Annotated in this window: 18 protein-coding genes; 10 read left to right on the top strand and 8 right to left on the bottom strand. The window is 35.8% G+C overall.

Annotation, left to right across the window (positions count from 1 at the left end; genetic code table 11):
* Window positions 1-41: 41 nt before the first annotated feature.
* Complete coding sequence (locus tag CLV90_RS03385; RefSeq protein WP_133686100.1) at window positions 42-401, bottom strand: YraN family protein; 360 nt, start codon at window positions 399-401, stop codon at window positions 42-44.
* Between the two features lie 186 nt (window positions 402-587).
* On the opposite strand from CLV90_RS03385, the gene CLV90_RS03380 reads away from it, so the two are divergent.
* On the top strand, window positions 588-2,081 hold the full coding sequence (locus CLV90_RS03380) for a DUF1800 domain-containing protein (protein ID WP_133686099.1): 1,494 nt from the start codon (window positions 588-590) through the stop codon (window positions 2,079-2,081).
* Between the two features lie 11 nt (window positions 2,082-2,092).
* Window positions 2,093-3,796: a DUF1501 domain-containing protein gene (locus CLV90_RS03375; protein ID WP_133686098.1), complete on the top strand. Its 1,704-nt coding sequence runs from the start codon at window positions 2,093-2,095 to the stop codon at window positions 3,794-3,796.
* Between the two features lie 54 nt (window positions 3,797-3,850).
* On the opposite strand, the gene CLV90_RS03370 is transcribed toward CLV90_RS03375, so the two are convergent.
* Window positions 3,851-4,030, bottom strand: coding sequence for a hypothetical protein (locus CLV90_RS03370; RefSeq protein WP_133686097.1), 180 nt, complete (start codon window positions 4,028-4,030; stop codon window positions 3,851-3,853).
* Window positions 4,031-4,241: 211 nt separating this feature from the next.
* Here CLV90_RS03370 and metG point away from each other — a divergent pair, with 211 nt between their 5' ends.
* The 4 genes from metG (at window position 4,242) to CLV90_RS03350 (ending at window position 10,491) form a co-directional block, all read left to right on the top strand.
* Window positions 4,242-6,320, top strand: a complete 2,079-nt coding sequence (gene metG, locus CLV90_RS03365) for a methionine--tRNA ligase (RefSeq protein WP_133686096.1) — start codon at window positions 4,242-4,244, stop codon at window positions 6,318-6,320.
* Between the two features lie 224 nt (window positions 6,321-6,544).
* The gene (locus tag CLV90_RS03360; RefSeq protein WP_133686095.1) at window positions 6,545-8,668 is read left to right on the top strand and encodes a Tex family protein; all 2,124 of its coding nucleotides are present in this window, start codon (window positions 6,545-6,547) and stop codon (window positions 8,666-8,668) included.
* Between the two features lie 8 nt (window positions 8,669-8,676).
* Entirely contained in the window at window positions 8,677-9,579 is a 903-nt protein-coding gene (locus CLV90_RS03355; protein ID WP_133686094.1) for a histone deacetylase family protein, read from the top strand.
* 78 nt (window positions 9,580-9,657) lie between these two features.
* Window positions 9,658-10,491 (top strand): phosphatase PAP2 family protein, encoded by an 834-nt coding sequence (locus CLV90_RS03350; protein ID WP_133686093.1) that lies wholly within the window; start codon window positions 9,658-9,660, stop codon window positions 10,489-10,491.
* Between the two features lie 21 nt (window positions 10,492-10,512).
* Here CLV90_RS03350 and recQ read toward each other — a convergent pair whose 3' ends face one another.
* The 4 genes from recQ to CLV90_RS03330 form a co-directional block, all read right to left on the bottom strand.
* Window positions 10,513-12,597 (bottom strand): DNA helicase RecQ, encoded by a 2,085-nt coding sequence (recQ, locus tag CLV90_RS03345; RefSeq protein WP_133686092.1) that lies wholly within the window; start codon window positions 12,595-12,597, stop codon window positions 10,513-10,515.
* A gap of 489 nt (window positions 12,598-13,086) precedes the next feature.
* A complete protein-coding gene (locus CLV90_RS19570; protein WP_341777674.1) occupies window positions 13,087-13,182 on the bottom strand; it encodes a GIY-YIG nuclease family protein in 96 nt (31 codons plus the stop codon).
* Between the two features lie 211 nt (window positions 13,183-13,393).
* Window positions 13,394-13,726 (bottom strand): single-stranded DNA-binding protein, encoded by a 333-nt coding sequence (locus tag CLV90_RS03335; protein WP_133686091.1) that lies wholly within the window; start codon window positions 13,724-13,726, stop codon window positions 13,394-13,396.
* A 265-nt stretch (window positions 13,727-13,991) separates the two neighbouring features.
* Entirely contained in the window at window positions 13,992-14,678 is a 687-nt protein-coding gene (locus CLV90_RS03330) for a GNAT family N-acetyltransferase (RefSeq protein ID WP_133686090.1), read from the bottom strand.
* 218 nt (window positions 14,679-14,896) lie between these two features.
* Here CLV90_RS03330 and CLV90_RS03325 point away from each other — a divergent pair, with 218 nt between their 5' ends.
* Window positions 14,897-16,399 (top strand): sensor histidine kinase, encoded by a 1,503-nt coding sequence (locus tag CLV90_RS03325; protein WP_133686089.1) that lies wholly within the window; start codon window positions 14,897-14,899, stop codon window positions 16,397-16,399.
* A gap of 26 nt (window positions 16,400-16,425) precedes the next feature.
* Here CLV90_RS03325 and CLV90_RS03320 read toward each other — a convergent pair whose 3' ends face one another.
* Window positions 16,426-17,061 carry a chloramphenicol acetyltransferase gene (locus CLV90_RS03320; protein ID WP_133686088.1) on the bottom strand — a complete coding sequence of 212 codons (636 nt, stop codon included), beginning with the start codon at window positions 17,059-17,061 and terminating at the stop codon, window positions 16,426-16,428.
* Between the two features lie 431 nt (window positions 17,062-17,492).
* Between CLV90_RS03320 and CLV90_RS03315 the strand changes: the two genes are divergently transcribed.
* From CLV90_RS03315 to CLV90_RS03305, 3 genes are read left to right on the top strand one after another with little or no spacing between them, the layout of a single operon-like run.
* Window positions 17,493-18,785, top strand: a complete 1,293-nt coding sequence (locus CLV90_RS03315) for a Zn-dependent hydrolase (protein ID WP_133686087.1) — start codon at window positions 17,493-17,495, stop codon at window positions 18,783-18,785.
* 5 nt (window positions 18,786-18,790) lie between these two features.
* Window positions 18,791-19,234, top strand: a complete 444-nt coding sequence (locus CLV90_RS03310; protein WP_133686086.1) for an SRPBCC family protein — start codon at window positions 18,791-18,793, stop codon at window positions 19,232-19,234.
* A 57-nt stretch (window positions 19,235-19,291) separates the two neighbouring features.
* Window positions 19,292-20,842 (top strand): M20/M25/M40 family metallo-hydrolase, encoded by a 1,551-nt coding sequence (locus CLV90_RS03305; protein ID WP_133686085.1) that lies wholly within the window; start codon window positions 19,292-19,294, stop codon window positions 20,840-20,842.
* Window positions 20,843-20,846: 4 nt separating this feature from the next.
* Here the strand turns inward: CLV90_RS03305 and CLV90_RS03300 are convergent, their stop codons facing one another.
* Complete coding sequence (locus tag CLV90_RS03300; RefSeq protein ID WP_133686084.1) at window positions 20,847-23,435, bottom strand: cyclic nucleotide-binding domain-containing protein; 2,589 nt, start codon at window positions 23,433-23,435, stop codon at window positions 20,847-20,849.
* Between the last annotated feature and the right edge of the window lie 148 nt (window positions 23,436-23,583).

Below are 23,583 nucleotides of genomic sequence, written 5' to 3'. Positions count from 1 at the left end.
ACAAAATGTTTTTAAATAAATCTACCAAAACAGTAGATTGTTCAGAAGTGATAAAAGGCAGATTCTAAATGTTCTAGCTCGAATTGGCTCTTATTTTTAAGAATGGTTATGATATCAAAACGTACCTCAACATCGAGGTTGTTATCGGTAACATAATGGTCGGCAGCAATTACTAACAGCTTAATTTTTTTAGGTGTAACGGTTTCTGCAATATTCTCTATGAAATTTGAGCTTCGAGATCTAACCTCAACAATGGCCAACGTATCACCTTTTCTGGCAATAATATCTATCTCAGCTTTTAGGTATCTATAGTTTTTATACTTTATGACATACCCATTTTTTTTAAGATAATTAACGGCTATCTCTTCACCTTCTTTACCAAATTCATTGTGTTTTCCCATGATATAGTTCGCAGATTGTGTAATTCATCGAAAATATTGGGATTTCGACGCCGTTTTATCAATAAATCTCGTTATTTGAAAACTGATTATCGAAAATAGATAGTTTTAAATACTATACCAAATTTCGAAACGTTTATCATAGAAGCCCCAACTCTACGAACGTAATACAAATGCCTATTTAAGAATATGGAATATTTCATTAATTGTAATACTTCTACTCTTGCTCCGTATACAGCTAATTTAGATCAGCTCAGAGCATCTCATCTATACCGCCGATTAGGTTTTAGCGCCTCAGTAGAAACTATTAATCAAGCAACCGGTCAATCTGCCGGTGCATTGGTAGATAGTTTGGTAGATGAAGCTTTAAGCATGCCACAAATAGCCACACCTGTATGGGCAAATTGGAACAACGACAACTACCCAGCAGATAGCGACGCAAGCGACCAACTAAAGCGAGAACAAAAAAATGCATTTCAACTCGAATATGCGAATAGTCTTTTAAATAATAATTTAAGAGAAAGACTGAGTTTTTTCTGGAGTAATCATTTTGTCACTGAATTAGAGGTATATAACTGTAATTCGTTTTTATACCAATATATAGACTGCCTTCAACGCAACTCTTTAGGTAATTTTAAAACCTTTACTAGTGAAATTGGTTTAACCAATGCCATGTTATACTACTTAGATGGTGTGTACAATAATGGTAACAACCCTAATGAAAATTATGCTCGTGAACTCTATGAGCTATTTACTTTAGGTGAAGGTAACGGGTATACTGAAGAAGATATCATTGAAACAGCAAAAGCCTTAAGTGGTTATGTAGAACGTGGCGAAGTAGGTTGTTCTGCTGTAGCCTTTGATGCTACAAAACATGACGCTGGATCAAAAACCATATTGGGCCAAACCGGTAATTGGGGATATGACGATGTTATCAACATTCTTTTTGAACAAAGAGCACCCGAAATTGCAGAATACATTTGCCGTAAATTATATGAGTTTTTCGTGCACCCAGATTCTAAAGACGATGCGAACAATGCTCAAATGATCATCGATGGTTTAGCAGCGACATTCGTTACCAATAACTTTGAAATAGCACCAGTGTTAAGACTTTTATTTAAGAGTCAGCACTTTTTCGACGACGAAGCTATTGGGGTAATTATAAAGAGTCCGGTTGATTTCTATTTCAATACCTTAAACGAATCTGGCTTTATTTATACCGACACTAATGTTGCCGAAATGGTTAATTATAGTGCGTTATTAAGCCAAGAAATATTCGACCCTTTTGATGTTGCCGGTTGGCAACGAGACAGATCTTGGATCAATACAAATTTTATGATCGGGCGATGGCTTACCATTGAAAGCATATTAGAAGAATTCTATATGGCCGATAATGAACAGTTTAGAACCTTCGGACTAGAAATATCGGGTAATGCAGGTTTAACAAGTTCAAACCCCGACGAGGTTGCTAGACTTATAATCGATTTCGTTTTAACTAAGGGACTTCTAAATGAAGAAGAATATGCAAAGGCATTTGCGATTTTTAGAAGTGACGTAGAAGATGTTTACTACCAAGGTGGTAATCAAGAATCATGGACGTTGGCCACATGGCAACAGGGTCCGTTTCAAGTATATCTTCTGTATCAATATTTAGCTAGACAACCTGAGTTTCAATTAAAATAACACCTACTCTTATGTGCAATACACACCACTCCCCATTTAAAGGCCTACAACATGAAGGTCATGATGAAGAACATAAAACATGGAGCAGACGCTCTTTTTTACAAGCAATGGGCATTGCGGGCTCGGGCTCAATGATGCTAGGTGCAAATATGTTATCTGCTTCTGCCCCATCGCCATTATCGGCGGGCATTTCAGCTGCCGAAACAGATAATATTTTAATACTTATTCGCCTTTCGGGCGGTAATGACGGGTTAAGTACGGTTATACCACTTCAACAATATGACAGTTATGCCAATGCTAGACCTAATATCTATGTACCAGAAAGTAAAGTTTTAAAATTGACCGATGAATTTGGCGTACCATCTTATATGAACTCTTTGGCTCCAATGTGGGATCAAGGGCAGTTTAAGGCCGTACATGGAGTAGGTTATGAAGGTCAAAGTTTATCTCATTTTACAGGTTCAGATATTTTTGCAAATACAGATATAGAAACTACAGGATTCAGCGGTTTAAATACCGGATGGATGGGTAGACACTTTGAAAACATATATCCAGATTACTTGGTAAATCCCCCAGCCGCACCAGCTGCCATACAAATAGGTCAGTTTGGTAGTTTAGTTTTTCAAGGTGATGAAACAAATTATGCATTCGTAACTTCTAACATAGATCAATTAGAAGAAATCGCCGAATCTGGAGTTGTTTATGGTTTGGATGACACCTTATTTAATAATTGTATGTACGGTGACCAATTGAAATTTTTAAGAGGTGTTGCCAATACAACATATGAATATTCTGGCATTATACACGATGCCTACACACTTGGGCAAAATCAAGTAGAATATCAAGACAATGGCTTTGCTCGTCAATTGGCGCTTATCGCAAGGCTGATAAAAGGAAACTTAGGCACTAAAGTATACATGATTTCAATGGGTGGTTTTGATACCCATGGTAATCAACCACAGGCACATGCTAGGTTAATGACGAATTTATCTGTAGCCGTGAACAACTTCTATGAAGATATTGCCTTTACACAACAAGATGACAAGGTTTTGAGTATGACCTTTTCTGAATTCGGTAGACGAATTTTTGAAAATGGATCAAATGGTACTGATCATGGTAAAGCAACACCGACCTTATTCTTTGGATCAGGTTTAAATGGTAGTGCTTTTGTAGGTGATCACCCAACTTTGGACGATCCAGATGGACGAGGAAATCTAGAATATACGATGGATTTTAGAGATCTATACGCCACTGTTCTTGCAGAATGGCTTTGTGTAGACGTACCATTGGTAGAAGCTCATTTATTGAACTACAAACCGTATGTACCGGTAGATTTAGGTTTTAGCTGTAGTGGAGAAGCTTTCCCTGACATTGTATATAGCGATGGTGAAGTAACACCACCTGTATACCCTGATGAACAAGCAGAGACTCCCTTTAACCCAGATTTATTGAATGCCGTTGTTCACAAACCTTTTTATCCAACGGATAGTACACCACATATCTACTTAGAGATGCCATTTTCGGCACATGTAGATATTGAACTTTTTAATATTCTAGGTCAGAAAGTCGGCACCGTTTTTAATGAAATGATGTTTGAAGGTTCTGCAGAAATAAATATACGAGAGCGCATGCCCGAACAGCTATCAACAGGTAAATACATTTATCGTATTAATGTACAAAACCAAAAAATGAGTAAATCAGTGATGGTAGCTTAATCTGTTTCCCAAATGTAAAAAGCCCTATTCAATTATTTGAATAGGGCTTTTTAATTATACTAATTTAGAACTGTTCATTTTAGACTCAAATCTTAGTTCTTTTTTCACTCTATGGTTCTTGTCTTTATAAAGCCGCACAACATCTTCTTTACTTGTTTGTGTATCTTTTAATCCTTCATTAAATTTCTCAAGGCTTTCATCAAGCTTTAGCTTTTTTGAATTACCAACACCCATATCTTTATATGATTTAGTTAATAAATAGGTTTTTTCTTACAATATAACAGATTTTAAACCGTTTTAGTATATTTTTCACTCGCGTAAACCGGTTTTGCATTAAATTTCATTAAAATATTGACCCAAATTACAATTTAGAACAAGCTACAATTGCGAAGTAATTAGTTATTCTCCCTTCAAATTCAGTATTTTTGTAGCTTAATTTATTTTGATGTCCGATATTAAAACACCCTCTAGATATACGATTACTGCTGCTTTACCATACACAAATGGTCCAATACATATTGGTCATTTAGCAGGCGTTTACGTACCAGCAGATATTTATGCTCGTTACCTAAGATTAACAGGTAAAGACGTTGCCTTTGTTTGTGGTAGCGATGAACATGGCGTAGCCATTTCAATGAAAGCAAAAAAAGAGGGCGTTACCCCGAAAGATATTATTGATAAGTACCATGCAATAATTAAGCAGTCTTTTGTCGATTTCGGTATAACCTTCGACAATTATTCGAGAACCTCTGCACAGGTTCATCATGAAACGGCATCAGAATTCTTTATAAATCTTTATGACAAAGGAGATTTTATTGAGGAAACTACTGCCCAGTTGTATGATGAAGAAGCACAGCAATTTTTAGCTGATCGTTTTGTAATTGGCACCTGCCCAAAATGTGGTAATGAAGAGGCGTACGGAGATCAATGTGAAAATTGCGGGTCAAGTTTAAATGCTACGGATTTAATAAATCCGAAATCGACTATCACAGGTACTGTACCTACCACCAAAGAAACCAAACACTGGTTTTTACCTTTGGATAGATATGAGGATTTTTTAAAAGATTGGATTTTAAAAGGACATAAAGACGATTGGAAGCCTAATGTATACGGACAATGTAAATCATGGATCGATGGTGGCTTGGAACCAAGAGCGGTAACCAGAGATTTAGATTGGGGAATTCCGGTACCCGTTGAAGGCGGAGAAGGAAAAGTTCTTTATGTTTGGTTTGATGCACCTATCGGATATATCTCATCTACCAAAGAATGGGCTGCCCGTGAAGGAAAAGATTGGGAACCGTATTGGAAAGATGAAAACACCAAACTAGTACACTTCATAGGGAAGGATAATATTGTATTTCACTGTATCATTTTCCCATCTATGTTAAAGGCAGAAGGAAGCTATATTTTACCTGAAAATGTACCGGCAAACGAATTCTTGAATTTAGAAGGAAACAAACTGTCTACTTCTAAAAACTGGGCAGTTTGGTTGCATGAATACTTAGTAGATTTTCCTGAAATGCAAGATTCTCTGCGTTACACATTAACGGCAAATGCACCAGAAACAAAGGATAATGATTTCACTTGGAAAGATTTCCAAGCACGAAACAATAATGAACTAGTAGCTATTTTAGGTAATTTCATTAACAGAGTCGTGGTATTGACCAATAAATATTACGATGGTAAAGTACCCGCTACAGTAAGCTTAACCGAAGTAGATACAGAGACACTTGAACAACTTAGCAAATTTCCAGAGATTGTATCAAGCTCTATAGAACGCTACCGTTTTAGAGAAGCTGGTCAAGAATTAATGAATCTTGCTCGTTTAGGTAATAAATACCTAGCCGATGCAGAACCTTGGAAGGTGATTAAGGTTGATGAAGAACGTGTGAAAACTATTATGAACGTTGCCTTACAAATAGCAGCAGGTTTAGCTGTTTTAAGCGAACCATTTTTACCGTTTACATCTAACAAGCTTAAGAATATACTAAATATCGATTCAAGCGCAGGTGATGGTCTAAATTGGAATGATGTTTCAACAAAAGAAGCTTTATTACAATCTGAACATCAAATAAACCAAGCCGAGCTATTATTTAGAAAAATTGAGGACACTGAGATTCAAGCTCAACTTGATAAATTAGAAGCTACCAAAAAAGCGAACCAAAACGAAAACAAAAAACTAATGCCACAAAAAGATACCATAACATTCGATGATTTTTCAAAACTAGATATGCGTGTTGGCACTATTATCGAAGCTGAAAAAATGGCAAAAGCTAAAAAGCTTTTAGTTCTAAAAGTAGATACTGGCTTAGATGTTAGAACCATAGTTTCTGGTATAGCAGAAAGCTTTTCTCCTGAAGAAATTGTAGGTAAGAAAGTAACAGTATTGGTCAACCTAGCACCACGAGCTTTACGTGGTGTAGATAGTGAAGGTATGATTCTAATGACTGAAAATGCCAATGGAAAATTGGTGTTTGTAAACCCAGATGAGGATAGTGTTGGTAATGGCGAAGGAATCAACTAGAAAATAATTTTAATTAATTAGAGAAGCCTTGGTGAATATTCACCAAGGCTTTTTACTTTTAAGTAGACCTTGTTATATTCGTAATTATGCTATTCGGTTTTACAAGGTCATCGGTATACCGTGAAAAAATTAAAGAAAGAATATTAAAATCTACACAAATACCTTCCACTGCTTGATTTCAATACCTAATAATGGGTATTTTTAAAAGTTCTAAACGATTTTACATGCAATTACTGCCCTACATACTTAAATATACCCAGCTACCTGAGAAGGGAATTCAAAATACTATTGAGCTTTTAAATGCTGATTGCACCATACCTTTTATATCAAGATATCGTAAAGAAAGAACGGGTAATTTAGATGAAGTACAAGTTGGTGCAATCGTTCAGTTTAAAGAACAATTTGAAACATTAGAAAAGCGTAAAAAAGCTATTATAAAAGCTGTTGATGAACAAGGCGTATTAACAGCTGAGCTAAAACAAAAGTTTGAGAATTCTGAAGACCTTACCCAGTTAGAAGATTTATACCTGCCATTCAAAAAAAGTAAAAAAACAAAAGCTGAAGTTGCGCGTAAAAACGGATTAGAGCCATTGGCAAAAATCATTATGGCGCAACGTAATGATGATATCGAGTTTACAGCCTCTAAATACCTTAGCAAGGAGGTAGAAAATGAAGTTGATGCCTTAGAAGGCGCGCGCCATATTATTTCTGAGTGGATTAATGAACGTACAGATATAAGAAGTTCCATCAGATCTCAATTAGCGCGATTTGCCATTATTAGCACCAAAGTAATAGCCACTAAAAAGGATGATGAAAAGGCGCAGAAATTCCGAGATTATTTTGATTGGAGCGAGCCGTTGAACAAATGTCCGTCACACCGATTATTAGCCATTTTACGTGCAGAATCCGAAAAATTCATCCGTGTAAAAATTGAGCTGGATGACGAACGCTTGTTAGACCGAATTGAAAACAGAATTATAAAAACGAACAATTTATGCGGACAACAAATTGAATTGGCAATTGCAGATGCTTACAAAAGATTATTGTTTCCATCTTTATCCAACGAATTACTAAAAGCTGCAAAAGAAAAAGCAGATGATGATGCCATTGGTGTGTTTTCTAATAATCTTAGACAATTATTATTGGGAGCTCCTTTAGGTGAGAAAAGAATTCTCGCCATAGATCCAGGTTTTAGAACGGGTTGCAAAGTGGTGTGCCTAGATGCACAAGGTAATTTGGTACATAACGAAACTATTTATCCGCATGCACCACAAAATGATATTGGCGGAGCAATTAAAAAATTATCCTCTTTGGCAAATGCCTATAAGATAGAAGCTATAGCCATTGGTAACGGTACGGCATCTAGAGAAACAGAGCAGGTTGTAAAGAAGGTGATTTTCAATAATCCTGTTGAAGTGTTTGTAGTCAGTGAAGCCGGAGCATCTATTTACTCCGCCTCTAAAATTGCGCGAGATGAATTCCCAAATTACGATGTTACGGTACGTGGTGCCGTTTCTATCGGCAGACGTTTGGCTGATCCACTTGCCGAACTGGTAAAAATTGACCCAAAGTCTATTGGTGTTGGACAATACCAACATGATGTTGATCAGAGCAAGTTAAAAAACTCTCTTGATACGGTTGTTGAAAGTTGTGTGAACTCTGTAGGCGTGAACATCAATACTGCTAGCGTACCATTGTTAAGTTATGTTTCTGGTATTGGTCCTAAATTGGCAGAAAATATCGTTGCTCAGAGAAAAGAGAAAGGTGCTTTTAAAAGCCGAAAAGATATTATGGATGTGCCGCGTTTAGGTGGTAAAGCATTTGAGCAAGGTGCAGCTTTCTTACGTATTAAAGATGCTAAAAATCCGCTTGACGATTCTGCCGTACACCCAGAAAGTTATGGTATAGTCAAGCAGATGGCGAAAGATAAAGGGACAGAAATTTTATCGCTGATTGGGAACAAAACAGTACTTAAAGAAATTGATCTTCAAAAGTATTGTACCAATGAAGTTGGGCTACCTACCTTAGAAGATATTCGCTCAGAGCTTGAAAAACCAGGTCTTGATCGTCGAGAAAAAGCCAAAGTATTTACCTTTGACCAAACCATTAAATCGATTACAGATTTACATAGCGGGCAATTATTACCTGGCATTGTAAATAATATAACCAACTTCGGTTGTTTTGTAGATGTAGGAATTAAAGAAAGTGGACTAATTCATGTTTCTAACCTATCTGATTCATTCGTAAAAGATGTAAACGAACATGTGCATTTACATCAACAGATTATTGTAAAAGTTTTAGACGTCGATGTTCAAAGAAAACGTATTCAACTGAAGCTGCATAAATAATTGAACAGATGCTAAAAATAGCGAATCACCCTATATACAAACATCCATTGCCAGAGGGTCATCGTTTTCCTATGGAAAAATATGAGTTATTACCGCAGCAATTAATTTATGAAGGTACTTGCACCGAAGAAAACTTCTTTGAACCAGAAATACCAAATGATAAACATATTGTAGCAGTTCACGACCCTGAATATTTTTACGATCTGTTGAATATGATGATTTCTCCTAAAATGACACGTAAAATAGGTTTTCCCCTTTCGGAAGATTTAGTAGGGCGCGAACGTATAATTGCCGACGGAACCATAAAAGGATGCGATTTTGCCTTAGAATTCGGAATTGCCATGAACATTGCCGGCGGAACACATCATGCATACAGCGACCATGGCGAAGCATTTTGCATGTTGAATGACCAAGCAATTGGCGCTATGTACTTATTGAATAAAGGTCTTGCAAAAAAGATTCTAATTGTCGATTTAGATGTGCATCAAGGAAACGGAACGGCAGAAATATTTCAAAATGAAGATGCCGTCTTTACATTTTCCATGCATGGTGAAGGTAATTATCCTTTTAAGAAAGAACATTCAGACTTAGATATTCCACTGCCAAAAGGAACAACTGATGAAACATATCTTTCTATACTAAAGGATAATTTACCCAAATTAATAGCTAAAGTTAAGCCAGATTTTATCTTTTACCTCTGTGGTGTTGACATTCTAGAGAGCGACAAATTGGGCACACTTAGTATGACATTAGAAGGGTGTAAAAAACGAGATGAGTTTGTCTTAACTACTTGTCACAACTTAAATATACCAGTACAATGTAGTATGGGCGGTGGGTACTCGCCAGACATTAAAATCATTGTTGAAGCACATGCGAATACATTTCGATTGGCACAGAAACTGTATTTTTAGCATATCCTAAGACTTATGGAGCAAAACAAAATACCTATTTGATTCTATTTTAATCTGGTATAACTTTAAATTTGTAATATGAAAAATCTAATAATCCTCTTAGGCATAACCTTTTGTACTTCATTAAACGCTCAAGACTCCGTTAAAGATTCTATAGAAACACGTTGGAATATGTTCACCTACGATGTTAGTAGCATGTTTAGAGGTGTAGGTCATTCTTATGCGAGTCCGTTTCATTGGCAAGGTAACCAATGGGCACAATTCGGTGCTGTAGTTGGGGGTACAGGTTTGGTTTATCTAGTGGACGACGATACATCAAGGTTCATCAGAAACAATAGAGAAGGTGTACCACAATTTATACGTGATTATGGGGAACTTTATGGGAGTCCTGAAAATAATTACATTGCCACTTCAGGTGTATATGCTGTGGGTTTAATTACCAAAAACGAAAAATTACGAAGAACAGGAGTATTATTGATATCATCAGCCACTTCTGCCGGACTTCTACAACAAGTTTTAAAATCTGTAGTAGGTAGAGCAAGGCCTTTGGCTAATTTAGGTAAAGACACATTCGACCCTTTCAATTCAAGCAGAAACTTTCATTCGTTCCCATCTGGGCATGCCTTGCTTGCCTTTACCAATGCTTACGCAATTGGAAAACAATTTAAAAATCCGTGGGTAAAAGCAGGTATTTATACCTTAGGTGCAATTCCTGGTATTTCTCGTGTTTGGGATGGCCAACATTATTTAAGCGATATGGTATTCGCTTTTGCCATTAGTATTGCAACTGTAGAATCTATTGATAAATATCTAGACAGAAGGTATGATGAAAAATACAACAACCAAAAGAAAATGGTTAGTTGGAATTTAAATTTCGGTCCAAGACAAATGGGAGTAACGGTTAATTTTTAACGTTGCCAACTTATTCAATTTTTAAGAATCTAACATATACAGCGCAAACTTAATTTTCCAATACGGCATTTTCTCTTCAAAAAATTCAAAATAGTCTTTTAGACCTGTGGCTTCTGTAAGTTCAGATTTTGCCTTTTCTATCTCAGCTATTTCTTTTGAATCAACAAACTGATTTAAATCAAGATCTTCACCCTCGGCATGCTTTTTCATTAGATGTCCGTATATCGTATTTTCGGACAAATTTCTTGACGTAGCAATTTCAGAAACTGTAGAACCTTTTTTGAATAATTCAAAAGTTTGGTCGTGTGTGGCTTTTTTTGATTTTTTAGCAGGAGCGTTTTTAGTTATTTCAGCAATAAATACATCTGCGTATTTTTCTAACTTCGCCTGCCCTACTCCAGAGACTTGCATAAACTCCTCTCTATTTTTAGGGAGTTTAGCCTCCATATCTTTTAAACTCGCGTCACCAAAAACAACATAAGCGGGTACATTCTGTTCCGTTGCAATTTGTTGTCTAAGTAAACGAAGCTTTTCGAATAAATTTGTTTTCGTAGTTCGTGATTTTGCCGCAGCCTTTTTCTTTTCCGCTTCCTTTTGCAAGACTGCTAGCTGAACTTTTTTTCCCGAAAACAAGACCTCTTTTGCCTGTTCAGTTAATCCGAGTCTTGCACCTTCCCTGAAGTTAATTTCTAGAACACCTTGGTTCAATAGCTGAATAACATATTGCTGCAAGTCTAACCAAGAAACATCTTTTATAGCACCATAAGTTTTTATATTCTGATAGCCTTTTTCTAAAACATGTGCATTCTGCGCACCTCTTAAAACATCGATAACCATACCCATGGGTTCACTCTCTTTTAAACGAGCAACAGCAGAGCAAACTTTTTGCGCCAGTAACGTTGCATCAAAATATGCAGGTGGAGAGTTACAGATATCACAGTTTCCACAACCTTCTGATATTTGTTCTCCGAAGTAATTTAACAAAGCAATTCTACGACAACTCAATGCCTCAGCAAATTGCTGCATACGCTCTAATTTCGCATATTCAACATCGGAATTTTCACTTTGTGTTATAAACCTACGCAACTGAGCCACATCGGCAAAACTGTAAAATAGTAAGGCATGAGCTGGGAGTCCGTCACGACCGCCACGACCAATTTCTTGGTAGTACCCTTCTATATTCTTTGGCAGGTTATAATGAATAACCCAACGTACGTTACTCTTATCTATACCCATACCAAAAGCAATGGTTGCTGCAATAATAGGAACCTTGTCAGTTATAAATTCTTCTTGAACAGAAGAGCGTTCATCAGAGGACATACCTGCATGATAGGCTTTGGCTTTAAAACCAGCATTACGTAATTTCTCGGCAATAGACTCCGTACTCTTACGACTAAGGCAGTAAATAATTCCGCTTTCGTTCGGTCTATCATCCAAGAAATCGAGAATATGTTTTATTCGATCTTGAGCAGGTTTTACATCTAAATATAAATTAGGTCTATTGAAAGATGCCAAATGACGCTCTGCATTCGGAATCTGTAATTGATCAGCGATATCGTCTTGAGTAGTCTTATCGGCAGTTGCCGTAAGCGCCATGACCGGAATATTTGGGAATCTTCTTTTTAATCCGCCAAGTTGAGTATATGCAGGTCTAAAATCGTGTCCCCATGAAGAGATACAATGCGCCTCATCTACTGCAAAAAGACTAATCTTTAAGTTACCAAGAATGTTATTAAAAAAGCCTAAACTCTCTGGAGCCACATAGAAGAGTTTCAACTCCCCTCGCTCTAATTTACCAAGAATCTCTTGTTGTGTTTCTTGGGTCTGAGAGCTATTATAATATTCAGCAGCAATTCCGTTAGCTTTTAAAACATCTACCTGATCCTTCATTAAAGCAATTAGCGGAGAAATCACAATTGCAGTACCTTCTAAAGCCAATGCCGTCAACTGATAACACAAGGACTTACCACCACCAGTAGGCATAATCGCCAACACATCTTTTTTACTAAGTGCATCTTCAATAATTGATAATTGATTCGGCTTAAATGAATCGTAACCAAAGTGCTTTTTTAATAATGGTATTAAGTCTTTTTCTGTTGTAATCATGTTTTGCAAAAATAGGAAGATTCTAGTCTAAATTAGTTTTCAATTGTAATGAGATTCATTAAATCTTAAGGCTGAAGATATAGCGTTTATAAAAACAAACATTTTAACTAAATCAAGGTCTTCGACTGCGCTCAGACTGACACTCGTTTTCATAAATGAATATATCGTTGCAAAATCCATATAGTAGTTTACTAAATGCATACTACCAACTAAAATTAATTTAATATAGTTAGTATGTCATCCTGAGCGCAGTCGAAGGGCTTAGGAACACGAATCTTCCTTATACTTTGAATGTGTGAAATTTCTACATTCAGCTAATATTTGAATCATATCAAAATCATCATTTATCAAAGCCATTTTCTTTACCCTTGTCCACCCCTTAATTCTTTTTTCAAATAATATCGCCTGAATGACATCGGTAAACTCTAAAATATACTCAAGTTCAATAGGTCTTCGATAAAATGTATAACAACTTCGAAAATAACCGATTTAATGTTGCATCAAACGCTTTTCCATATTGCCCGATATTCCGATATAATAAGAATCATCTACACACTTCAAAATATAAACTACATATGAATTCATAAGCTAAATGATTTATATTATCATATATAAGTTGAGACTTCACTGCATTCAGACTGACATTCATTTTTATAATTTAAAGAGCGATGCAAAAACTTATAATTGAAGTAATATTTCTTTACTAAAATTCAAACCCTAGCTGCTATAATTATTAACGAATAAATGATCTTAGAATATCATTCTGAATACAATAGAAGGTCTCTTTTTCTAAAACCTACTTCCCCAACATCAACAACTCATTACACCTTACTTCTGTAATGTATCTTTTTTCACCTTCCTTAGTTTCATAAGAACGGTGGGTAAGTTTACCTTCTATGGCTACTTGTTTTCCTTTGGCTAAATAGTTCTCTACAATCTCAGCTGTTTTTCCCCAGGCAACTATATTATGCCATTGGGTATCATCAACTTTTTCACCTTTCGCGTTTTTATAACTATCTGTAGTAGCGATAGAAAATTTAGCCAATTTGGTACCACCTTCTAAGTTTACTATTTCTGGGTCTTGCCCTAAATTACCAATCAACTGTACTTTGTTTTTTAATGCGTTCATCTCTCTAAATTTATGGTTTAACAGTTCATACTATCAAGCCATTGTGACTCGACACTGCAAACCTAGAACAGCATTGAAAGATTAATCGGTTTGCAAACGCTTACTTTCGTTTGTTATCGTTTACAGTCGTTTATAAACTTTTATAACACTGTAATACAGTTATTTAAAAATATATCAAAATGAAATAAGAAATAGAATAATCTATTAAATAGTTGGAAAATGTAGAAAAAAAATCCGAGGTGTTAATCTTAGAAAATGAGATTAATCAAATTTTACGATACAACCACCAGTTCATATCTCTGGTTAATTCGTATCCTAATTTCTGATAAAGGGGTATAGCCAAGTTTCCTTTATTGGTATGCAGAATAGGTGTTTTATTTACTTTTAAAATCTCTTTTGTAGTATGCGCGATAAGTTGTTTTGCCAATCCTTTTCTGGTATAATCTGGGTGAGTTACCACCGCACTTACTTCTATAAAAAGATTGGTTTGCATTCGCTGACCGGTTATTGAAACCAATTTCCCGTCTTTAAAAATTCCGTAATAGTTACCCATTTCAAATGTTCTTCTACGATAATAACCAGGCATTACCAACCAGATTAAGTCATACACTTCATCAATATATTCATCGGTCAATAAGACAATATCTTCTGTTATTGAAACTTCTGGCAGTTGATTTAATACCATTTGGCAACCATCAATTTTCTTCTCTAAAACAATATTAGTTTCATCTATTAACGGAGTCTGATTCTCTGAAACGAAGAAAAAACTATCTGTCGTTTTTATATATTCATCAGAAGATTTTTCTGTCTTTAATTCATCAAAGAAAGACCCAAAAGTACACACCTCTTGATCATAAAACTGAACACCGTCATAAGCAACAACAAACTTTTTATTTGTTTCATTCAAGGAATACCAAACTGGATTTTTAAGCTGCTCTTCTAACTTTACCATTCTATTGTGAATCAAATCTTGCGCAAATTATTAATTCCTAAACCAATAGCGCAGCTTATGAATTAGAAATTTACAAAATGAATTAAAGTATGATTTCAAAAAGATGCTATCAAAATAATGGGCCATTCTAAATAAAAATTTCTAAATTCAGGGAGCAGAGATAATAAATGATATTTCAGATTCATATCTCCCCCACATAACAAATTCATTGTTTATATATGGATATCATTAATTTTAGGTATTTAACAACAATTGTATTTACGTCCATTTTTGGCGTTTTTGGCATATACCACCTACTATCTTTTCTTGTTTTAAGACATAAAATTACACTGTACTATTTTATATTAATATTTGGTCTGACTTTACACTGGAGTCTATCTCTTATTATCAAAGGTTCTTACAGTGATCAGGTTATATTAACCGCTGATAAAGCAACACTGAGTACAGCAATGATTTCAACTTTTGGGCTATTAATGTTTACCAAAAGCTACCTGAACATTTCTCAAAACAATCACCCAACATTAGCTACAATTTATAAAGTATTTGTAATAATCATGATTTGTTTGCCTGGTTTGCACATTCTAAATAACATAATAACTAAAATTGATTGGTTAAACAGTTCTATAGTGTTATTAGCTGCCATCATGGCATTATCAACAGCACTTCTCAGCTTATTTTCAGGATTGCGTTTATACCATGCAGAAAAGTTCAATAAGTATTATTTGTATTCTTATACACCTTACCTATTAGGATCATTTCTTTATATAGGAGCATGGTTTACTCAGAAATATTATAATGTCGACGGAGACCTGATAATACTACTTACTTCAATTCTTGTGACTTTTCAATTAGTTCTTTTCTCCATTTTGGTTAGCTACAAATATAAATCTATTGAAGACAATACTATAAAAATTCAGATTGAAGCTAATAGCAAACTTACTACTGAAGTTGAAAAACAAACCCAACATTTACAAATAGCAAAGCAAGATTTAGAGCACCAAAATGAAGAACTTGCAAAAGTAAATAAGCTTAAAAACAAATTATTTTCGCTACTAACCCATGATGTAAGAGGACCGCTTAATAATGTTGGCACAATTGTAGAAATGATTGAAAGTCAGTTAGAGGAAAGTGAACTAAAGGAGATTACAAAAAAATTAAAAAATGAAGTAACCGATAGAATTTCTATGGTTAACGTTCTGCTGGATTGGTCGTATAATCAACTAGAAGGTGTGACCTTAGATAAAAAGATATGCAATTTAGATACGGTATTTAATTCCATAAAAAAGGAATTTAAAAGAATGGCAAATGATAAGGAGATAGACATAGAAATGGCAATTTGTTGTCGAGAACTCTACATTGACGAAAATATGTTAAAAGTCATTCTACGCAATCTGACCTCTAATGCTATCAAGTTTAGTGAGAAAGGTCAAAAAATAATATTGTCTTCTAAATGCACATCTGATATCGTTGAAATAGGAGTAAAAGATTTTGGATTGGGAATGAATACCAACTGGCAAAACACAACTGAAAGCAATGGTGCTCCAGAAGTAAGGCAAGGCACAGTTGGCGAAAAAGGAACTGGTTTCGGTTTAATGATTACTAAAGATTTCGTAGAAATGAACGGTGGTACAATCAGCTGTAAAAGCGAGATAAATAAAGGCACAGAGTTCATTTTAAGTTTCAAAACCGCAACAAATGAGCAAATAGTACCTCAAATATAATTAACACATATTATTTAATTCACCTTTTAAACTTCTCCTTCTAGTGACATTAGTCGCTGAAACTCTTCAGCGAACAAACCAACTTCATAGCCATCCATTAACGCATGATGAACGTGTATTGAAACAGGCATGGTTCTTTCCTCACCTTCTCCGGTCATTTTACCAAATGATATTTTAGGGCAACTATCGGCAAATTCAAAATGTCGTGCATGAGAGACAGAAGTAAAATCTAGCCACGGCATACTAGAACAATGTAATACGTTGATACCGCAATCAGGCAATTCTAGTCCCGTTGATTTTTTAACAACTTCAATCACCTTATTGGCAGCATCTCTAAATTCAGTAAACGAATCTTTATATTCAACATAAGAGAAACCAAAGGTGCCATTATCCCTACCAATGGTTGGCGATGCATGCACATGATCATACTCGAATACCTTGCCTTCTTCAATTCGATATTTAAACGCGGTTATGGCATTGGCAGCCTTTAAAGTTCTATGTAAATAAACTAGAAAGAAAGAGTTGCCAGACTGTTTTGCATAATCATAGGCTTTAGAACAATTCACTTTGACGGTTACTCCATGAAAAGGCTCGCTAAACTGTGAAAAAAACTTAAAATGACCAGCCCTGTTCCATTCTTCAATATTTAACTCCCTCTTCATTGTTGTATATTGTTTCAAATTTGAATTTTCGCCATTGACTATGGCAATAAATATACAACCAGCGATTCGTATTATAAAATTGGATTTATAAACTGCCATGCAAAAAATCAAACTACTGATATAACAATTCGTTTGAGTTATAACTCCAAAAAAGGCATTTTTTGATTACCTTAAACCCATTGAAATATGTAGACTCAATTACCATCAAGCGAAATTGTCACAAAAGAAGGAACTACTGGTTTTTATCGTTACAGAGTTTCGGAAAATAAGCCATTTTGCGATGCATTTCATAGAAAAATAGAATTTATCAAAAAAAAACTATTTAGGTGTATGCCCAGTCTCAAAAGTATACACCTAAATATTTAATATTTTTAGCAAACCTATTTTTGGAATACTAACCTAGTAATACAACCACTTTACCATAGAGGAACATGAAAAAATATAAGAATATAATTACCATACTTTTAATTGTTAGTCCTTTATATTGTATTGCTCAAATCTCGGTGAGTCAAGACCGATTAGAGAAGCGAATTAAAGATCTTGCACAATTTGGCATTCAAGAAAATGGCGAAACAGAACGTGTTGCTTTTAGTGATGCCGATGTTGCAGCCCAGCAATGGGTTATTGAGCAATTAAAAGCTATGGATATTGAAACCCATATCGATTTTGCCGGCAATGTTATTGGTATACGAAAAGGGACAAAACCAAATTTGAAACCGATTTCATTTGGCTCACATATAGACCGCGTTCCGCATGGTGGTAATTATGATGGCTGTGTTGGCAGTATGGCTTCAATAGAAGTGCTAAAGGTACTTGATGAAAACAACGTTAAAACAAAACATCCATTAGAAATCATAATCTTCTCTAACGAAGAAGGTGGTGTTGTAGGTAGTAGGGCAATCGCCGGTCATTTGAAAGAAAGTGCTTTTTCGGTTAAAAATTCTACAGGATATACCATTGGCGAAGGTATGATGAGATTAGGTGGAGATACCACCAGACTAGCAGAAGTAGCTCGTAAAAAAGGAGATGTCGCTGCCTTTATAGAACTACATATTGAACAAGGGGGCACTCTTGAAAAAGAAAATTTAGAAATTGGTATTGTAAAAGGTATTGTAGGATTAAAATGGTGGGATGTTGAATTTAACGGATTCGCTAATCATGCCGGCACAACACCTATGAATGCAAGAAAAGATGCACTATTAGCAGCATCAAAATTCATTATAGCAGTCAACGAAGTTGCCACTAGTTTCGACGGATCACAAGTTGCTACGGTAGGTAGAATAAAATCAGAACCAGGCGCACCCAATGTAATTCCCGGTCATGTGGTTACGAGTCTTGAAATTAGAGATTTATCTTCTGAGGTTATTGAAAAAGTATATACCGCTATCGAAAAAAGAGCGGAAGAAATTAGTGCTGAATCCGGAGTTGAAATTTCCTTTAAAAAACTAGACACTACAGCAGACCCAGCTATTATGGACTCATTGATTCAATCTGAAATTGAAAAAAGTGTTCAATCCCTTAGCTTGAGTTACAAATCAATGCCAAGTGGTGCTGGTCATGATGCTCAAGACATGGCACTTATTGCACCAACAGGAATGATATTCGTTCCTAGTAAAAATGGCATTAGTCATTCACCAAAAGAATTTACCTCAGCAGTTGATATGGCAAATGGTGCCAATGTACTTTTGCAAACCATATTGGCATTAGATAAGAAACTGAAATAACGATTATGAAAGACAATGAACCCATAATTATTGAGCAGCTTTTTAATGCTTCCATAGAACAGGTATGGAAAGCATTAACTAATTTAGAACAAATGCGACAATGGTATTTTGATGTGATTCCTGATTTTAAGCCAAAAGTATCTTTTCAAACCAGCTTTTTAATTACTAACGAAGGGCGAAATTTTACGCATAACTGGATAGTTACAGAAGTTATTCCTCAATCAAAAATTAGTTATCAATGGAAGTTTGACGAATACCCTGGCGAGAGCATTTCTACATTTAATCTTTCAAAAGAAGAACATCAAACACTACTTACAGTTACAAGTGAAGTTTTAAAAGAATTTCCAACAGACATCCCCGAATTCAAAAGAGAAAGTGGTGTAGCGGGTTGGGAGTATTTGATACAGGAAAGTCTTTCTGAATTTTTGGAGAAATCCGATAAATTTTAACACACCCCTTCCGCCCTTAAATGAGTACCTTAGTTCAACTAACAAACTCTCTTGAACATGAAAAAAGGAATACTCTTTGGTGCATACTTATTATGCGCCACTTTCGGATTTTCTCAATCCACAGAAGACATCGTTAATGCCATTGAAAAAGAAGGCGTTGAAAATTCTCAATTAGAGCAATTGGCTTACGAATTAATGGACCTCAACGGACCTCGTTTAGTGGGTACACCTGAAATGAAAACAGCACATGATTGGGCAATAAACACCTATAAAAAATGGGGTATTTCTGCCGAAAATCAGCAATGGGGAACCTGGAAGGGTTGGCAAAGAGGCATTACCCATGTAGATATGGTGTCGCCACGAGTAGCATCACTTCACGCTACACAATTAGCATGGAACCCAGGTACAAGTGCTAAAGGTGTTACCGCATCATTAATTACATTACCTAGTTTCAAAGACTCATTATCATTTGTAAAATGGCTTCCTAATGTAAAAGGAAAAATAGTAATGATTAGTATGTTGCAACCTACAGGTAGACCAGATGAAAACTGGGAAGAATACGCAACAAAGGCATCCTTCGAGAAAATGAAAACGGAGCGTGATTCCATAGAAAAAATATGGAGACAGAATATTAACAATACAGGCTACACGAGTAGAAATATCAATTCTGCATTTGAAAGAGCAGGTGCAGTAGGTATTGCACAGTCAAGATGGTCTGAAGGTTTTGGCGCTAACAAAATATTTAGTGCAGGTACCGATAAAATTCCCGCAGTAGATATTTCTTTAGAAGACTACGGAATGTTATACAGAATGGTAGAACATGGCGCTGATACTAAAATTAAAATAGTGGCCGAATCTAAAGATTTAGGCGTAGTACCAACATTTAATACTATAGCAACCATACAAGGTACTGAATTCCCAGATGAATATGTAATTCTTTCTGCCCATTTCGATTCTTGGGATGGTGGAACAGGAGCAACAGATAACGGCACAGGAACCATAACCATGTTAGAAGCTGCACGAATTCTTAAAAAGGTGTATCCGAATCCGAAGCGAACTATTTTAATCGGACTTTGGGGAAGTGAAGAGCAAGGCTTAAATGGTTCTAGTTCTTTTGTAGCAGATCACCCAGAAATTGTAGCTGGTGTACAAGCTGTTTTTAATCAAGATAATGGCACTGGTCGTGTTATTCGTTTATCAGGACAAGGTTTTCTACATGCCTATGATTATTTAGGGCGTTGGTTAGAAGCCGTACCAGAAACGTATAAAAATGAGATTGAAACTACCTTCCCCGGTTCACCTAGTCGTGGTGGATCTGATTATGCTTCTTTTGTAGCTGCTGGTGCACCTGCGTTTTCTTTAAGCTCTCTTAGTTGGGATTATTGGAACTACACATGGCATACCAATTTAGATACGTATGACAAAATAGTATTCGATGATGTTCGTAACAACGCCATACTAACTGCCATACTAACTTATATGGCTTGTGAAGATCCAGAGAAAACATCGCGCGAAAAAGCCGTGCTAGGTATTAACCCAAGATCTGGTAAAAAAGGAGAATGGCCAACACCAAGAACACCACAACGCAAAGGTGGTCAAGACGAATAACAAATTACAATTGATTTTCAAGCTCAAGGCTATCCGCTGCCTGTAGTGCTTTCTTTATGGCAGTACTCCACAGTGCATAGCCTTGCTTGTTTAAATGCAATCCGTCAGAAAGGTATAATTCTGGTATCGGTCTATTATCGGTAGTAATCATTTGCGCGAATACATTGATGTATTGTGCATTTAATTCGGTAATAAAATACTTGGACAACATTAAATTAGTTTCCATAATTAGCGGAATCAAAGCTTCGCGCTCTACACTTGGTTTTAAGCTGATCAATGCCAATTCTGCATCCGGATATTTGTTAGTAATCAAGCCCACCAACTCCATACAACCAGAAAGTACTTCTTGCGGAGTTTTACCACTATTCAAATCATTCTCTCCAGCGTACAACACAATTTTAGAAGGATTAGCTTCCGTAAAAATCTCATCGAAATAATGAATACACCAAGCAAATGTAGATCCGCCAAAACCAAGGTTCACTACATTAAACGGACTCAAATCACGCTTCATATTCACCCATAATCGTACAGACGAGCTTCCATAAAACGCAATTAAATTCTCTTGTGTTGGCAGTTTGGCTATTCGTCTTTTCAAACGCTTGATCTCATTACACCAAATAGCAGGCGGCTCTTCTAAATTATCTGCCCCGGAAGACGATACGTTTAATTCTTCTGCCCTTTCAATTGCCTCTTGTACATAGCCTGCATACTCTTTTTGGTACTCTTCCATAAACGCATATAAATCTTTATTGCTTTTAGAAGGCACTTTTTCACTCAGTAAAAAAGGTTCTTTGATGGCACAGTAGTATAAAGATTTGCCAATTCTATGATCAAAATTTACCATGACTACTGGTATTATATACGGTTCTGGCTCGGTATGTAATGCCAATTTAAAAGCGCCCATTTTAAAAGGACCTGGAGATTCGTCTGTTCTATACGAAGTCCCTTCCGGACTAATAATTAAATTATAACCTTGTTTAAGATGTTTTGACGCTTCGTTATAGAAGATGCTTCTCGCCTCTTCTTTTCTATTGCTAGAAGTTTCATCAGATTCTTTGGTATACACATTTATATAGCCAAGGTTATCATAGTAATTTTGATGACCATATTCTTGCCCCTGCCCTATTCTAACTGTTCTTATACCGGGTTCTTCATACTTTTTATGCAAGACCATGGCACTTAGAAAATGTGAATCTAGCGTAATCTGAAAATTATTATTTAAGGTATAATGTGGGTCATTGATTAAGTGGTTATAGATAAAAATATTACCAGTATCTTCAGGTAAATTCTCCCAGCCTTCAATAATATAGGGCACATTTTTAAACACCTTCATAGTCAGCTCTGCACAGACCTTTCTGTTTTGCTTGGCATCTTCACTGTAATTTTCTGCAACATTCTCATAAATCTGCTGTAATCCGCTTATAAACCCATGCTCCTTTTGATCTTCTCCTAATAACTCTAAACTCAATGATGCAATATGGCGTTCTAAAGCTGTCCCCTTTTTTACCAAACTAGTTAATGCATCATAAGCGAACTGCTTTGTGGTATTGCTTTTTAAAAGATGTGGCACTTGATGTAATGGCGATGACAACAACAACCGCGATTTATTATTCTTGATTAATTGGTAGACTGCCTGTAAATTGTGCTTACCTAATAAACCTACATAACGCACAAAAGCAGCATTTAACTGGTTGCCCATGAGCCAAAGTAAGCGTTGAAAGAATTGACCTTCAAATGCATCATCTTCTTGAAACAATTTCATTAAATCTCCTTCAGGTATGAAATAAGCAGAGGTCTTTGTATTGGTTATGGCCGAGCAAATATCTTTTTCCTTAAGCAAACAAGACCATCCGAAGACAAATCCTGAATTCTTAATAGAACGTTGTTTAATCTCAATCGTATTCTCTATTCGCTTAACGGTTACTTCTCCATGTATCAGAATAAATAATCCGTTACTTGAACCGTCTTGCACATACAAAACTTCATCTGGCTCATACTCCCGTCGTTCTGCCAAAGCAGCCAATGCCATTAGGTTTTTTTCTTCAAAAAAATCTAAGAAAGGAGAACGTCGCATTAATGAAACAATCTCTTCTTGTTCGGCAACGGGCGATATAAAAAACTGTCGATCTTCAACGAATGGCTGAAACCGTACGGGACTCAATAATTCTGTTTGTTTGGTTAATGCCGTATGCAAAACACGATATAATTTTGCTCCAATATTTTTGAGTAAGATATTCTGATGCCCTTTTTTCAAATACGCATCTAGCTCATGAAATGGAATCTCAAAAAAAGATGCTTTTGGTGAGGCTACGGTTGCTTTATAAGTAAATCTTTTGGGGGTATTGAATCCGTTTAAACCAATCGTAGAAAAAGGCTCTGAGTTTTGGCAAACGAGAATATCGCTTTCAGGATTATCGAGTGAAATATAATAGTTGACACTACCTTCTAACAACCATCTAAAGGTTCTAACTTTTTTATGAATATAACTGATAGCATACCCTTTTTGGTATGTTTTCAATGCTCCGTTCGGAAAGTAATCTTTTAATTTTTCAACAGTTATTTCTTGCTTTAAATCTCTAGTTTGGTGTGTCATACTCCTTCTAACTTAACCAGATAAAAGCGAAAAAAAAAGCGGCACCAACATTAAAACCAATTTGACATTTTAGCAAATTGATATTAGTTAATACGATAATAATTAAGCCCTTAAACTTAGAATAAGCAAATTCATTTTATAGACTACC

Origin of the sequence: Maribacter spongiicola (assembly GCF_004364165.1) — a bacterium.
Lineage (GTDB): Bacteria > Bacteroidota > Bacteroidia > Flavobacteriales > Flavobacteriaceae > Maribacter > Maribacter spongiicola.
This window is presented reverse-complemented; position numbering and strand designations above follow the sequence as displayed.

Excerpts from the sequence above, each read along its gene's own strand:
- CLV90_RS03385 (WP_133686100.1), bottom strand. The coding sequence starts at position 401 with ATGGGAAAACACAATGAATTTGGTAAAGAAGGTGAAGAGATAGCCGTT.
- CLV90_RS03380 (WP_133686099.1), top strand. The coding sequence starts at position 588 with ATGGAATATTTCATTAATTGTAATACTTCTACTCTTGCTCCGTATACA.
- CLV90_RS03375 (WP_133686098.1), top strand. The coding sequence starts at position 2,093 with ATGTGCAATACACACCACTCCCCATTTAAAGGCCTACAACATGAAGGT.
- CLV90_RS03370 (WP_133686097.1), bottom strand. The coding sequence starts at position 4,030 with ATGGGTGTTGGTAATTCAAAAAAGCTAAAGCTTGATGAAAGCCTTGAG.
- metG (WP_133686096.1), top strand. The coding sequence starts at position 4,242 with ATGTCCGATATTAAAACACCCTCTAGATATACGATTACTGCTGCTTTA.
- CLV90_RS03360 (WP_133686095.1), top strand. The coding sequence starts at position 6,545 with ATGCAATTACTGCCCTACATACTTAAATATACCCAGCTACCTGAGAAG.
- CLV90_RS03355 (WP_133686094.1), top strand. The coding sequence starts at position 8,677 with ATGCTAAAAATAGCGAATCACCCTATATACAAACATCCATTGCCAGAG.
- CLV90_RS03350 (WP_133686093.1), top strand. The coding sequence starts at position 9,658 with ATGAAAAATCTAATAATCCTCTTAGGCATAACCTTTTGTACTTCATTA.
- recQ (WP_133686092.1), bottom strand. The coding sequence starts at position 12,597 with ATGATTACAACAGAAAAAGACTTAATACCATTATTAAAAAAGCACTTT.
- CLV90_RS19570 (WP_341777674.1), bottom strand. The coding sequence starts at position 13,182 with ATGAATTCATATGTAGTTTATATTTTGAAGTGTGTAGATGATTCTTAT.
- CLV90_RS03335 (WP_133686091.1), bottom strand. The coding sequence starts at position 13,726 with ATGAACGCATTAAAAAACAAAGTACAGTTGATTGGTAATTTAGGGCAA.
- CLV90_RS03330 (WP_133686090.1), bottom strand. The coding sequence starts at position 14,678 with ATGGTAAAGTTAGAAGAGCAGCTTAAAAATCCAGTTTGGTATTCCTTG.
- CLV90_RS03325 (WP_133686089.1), top strand. The coding sequence starts at position 14,897 with ATGGATATCATTAATTTTAGGTATTTAACAACAATTGTATTTACGTCC.
- CLV90_RS03320 (WP_133686088.1), bottom strand. The coding sequence starts at position 17,061 with ATGAAGAGGGAGTTAAATATTGAAGAATGGAACAGGGCTGGTCATTTT.
- CLV90_RS03315 (WP_133686087.1), top strand. The coding sequence starts at position 17,493 with ATGAAAAAATATAAGAATATAATTACCATACTTTTAATTGTTAGTCCT.
- CLV90_RS03310 (WP_133686086.1), top strand. The coding sequence starts at position 18,791 with ATGAAAGACAATGAACCCATAATTATTGAGCAGCTTTTTAATGCTTCC.
- CLV90_RS03305 (WP_133686085.1), top strand. The coding sequence starts at position 19,292 with ATGAAAAAAGGAATACTCTTTGGTGCATACTTATTATGCGCCACTTTC.
- CLV90_RS03300 (WP_133686084.1), bottom strand. The coding sequence starts at position 23,435 with ATGACACACCAAACTAGAGATTTAAAGCAAGAAATAACTGTTGAAAAA.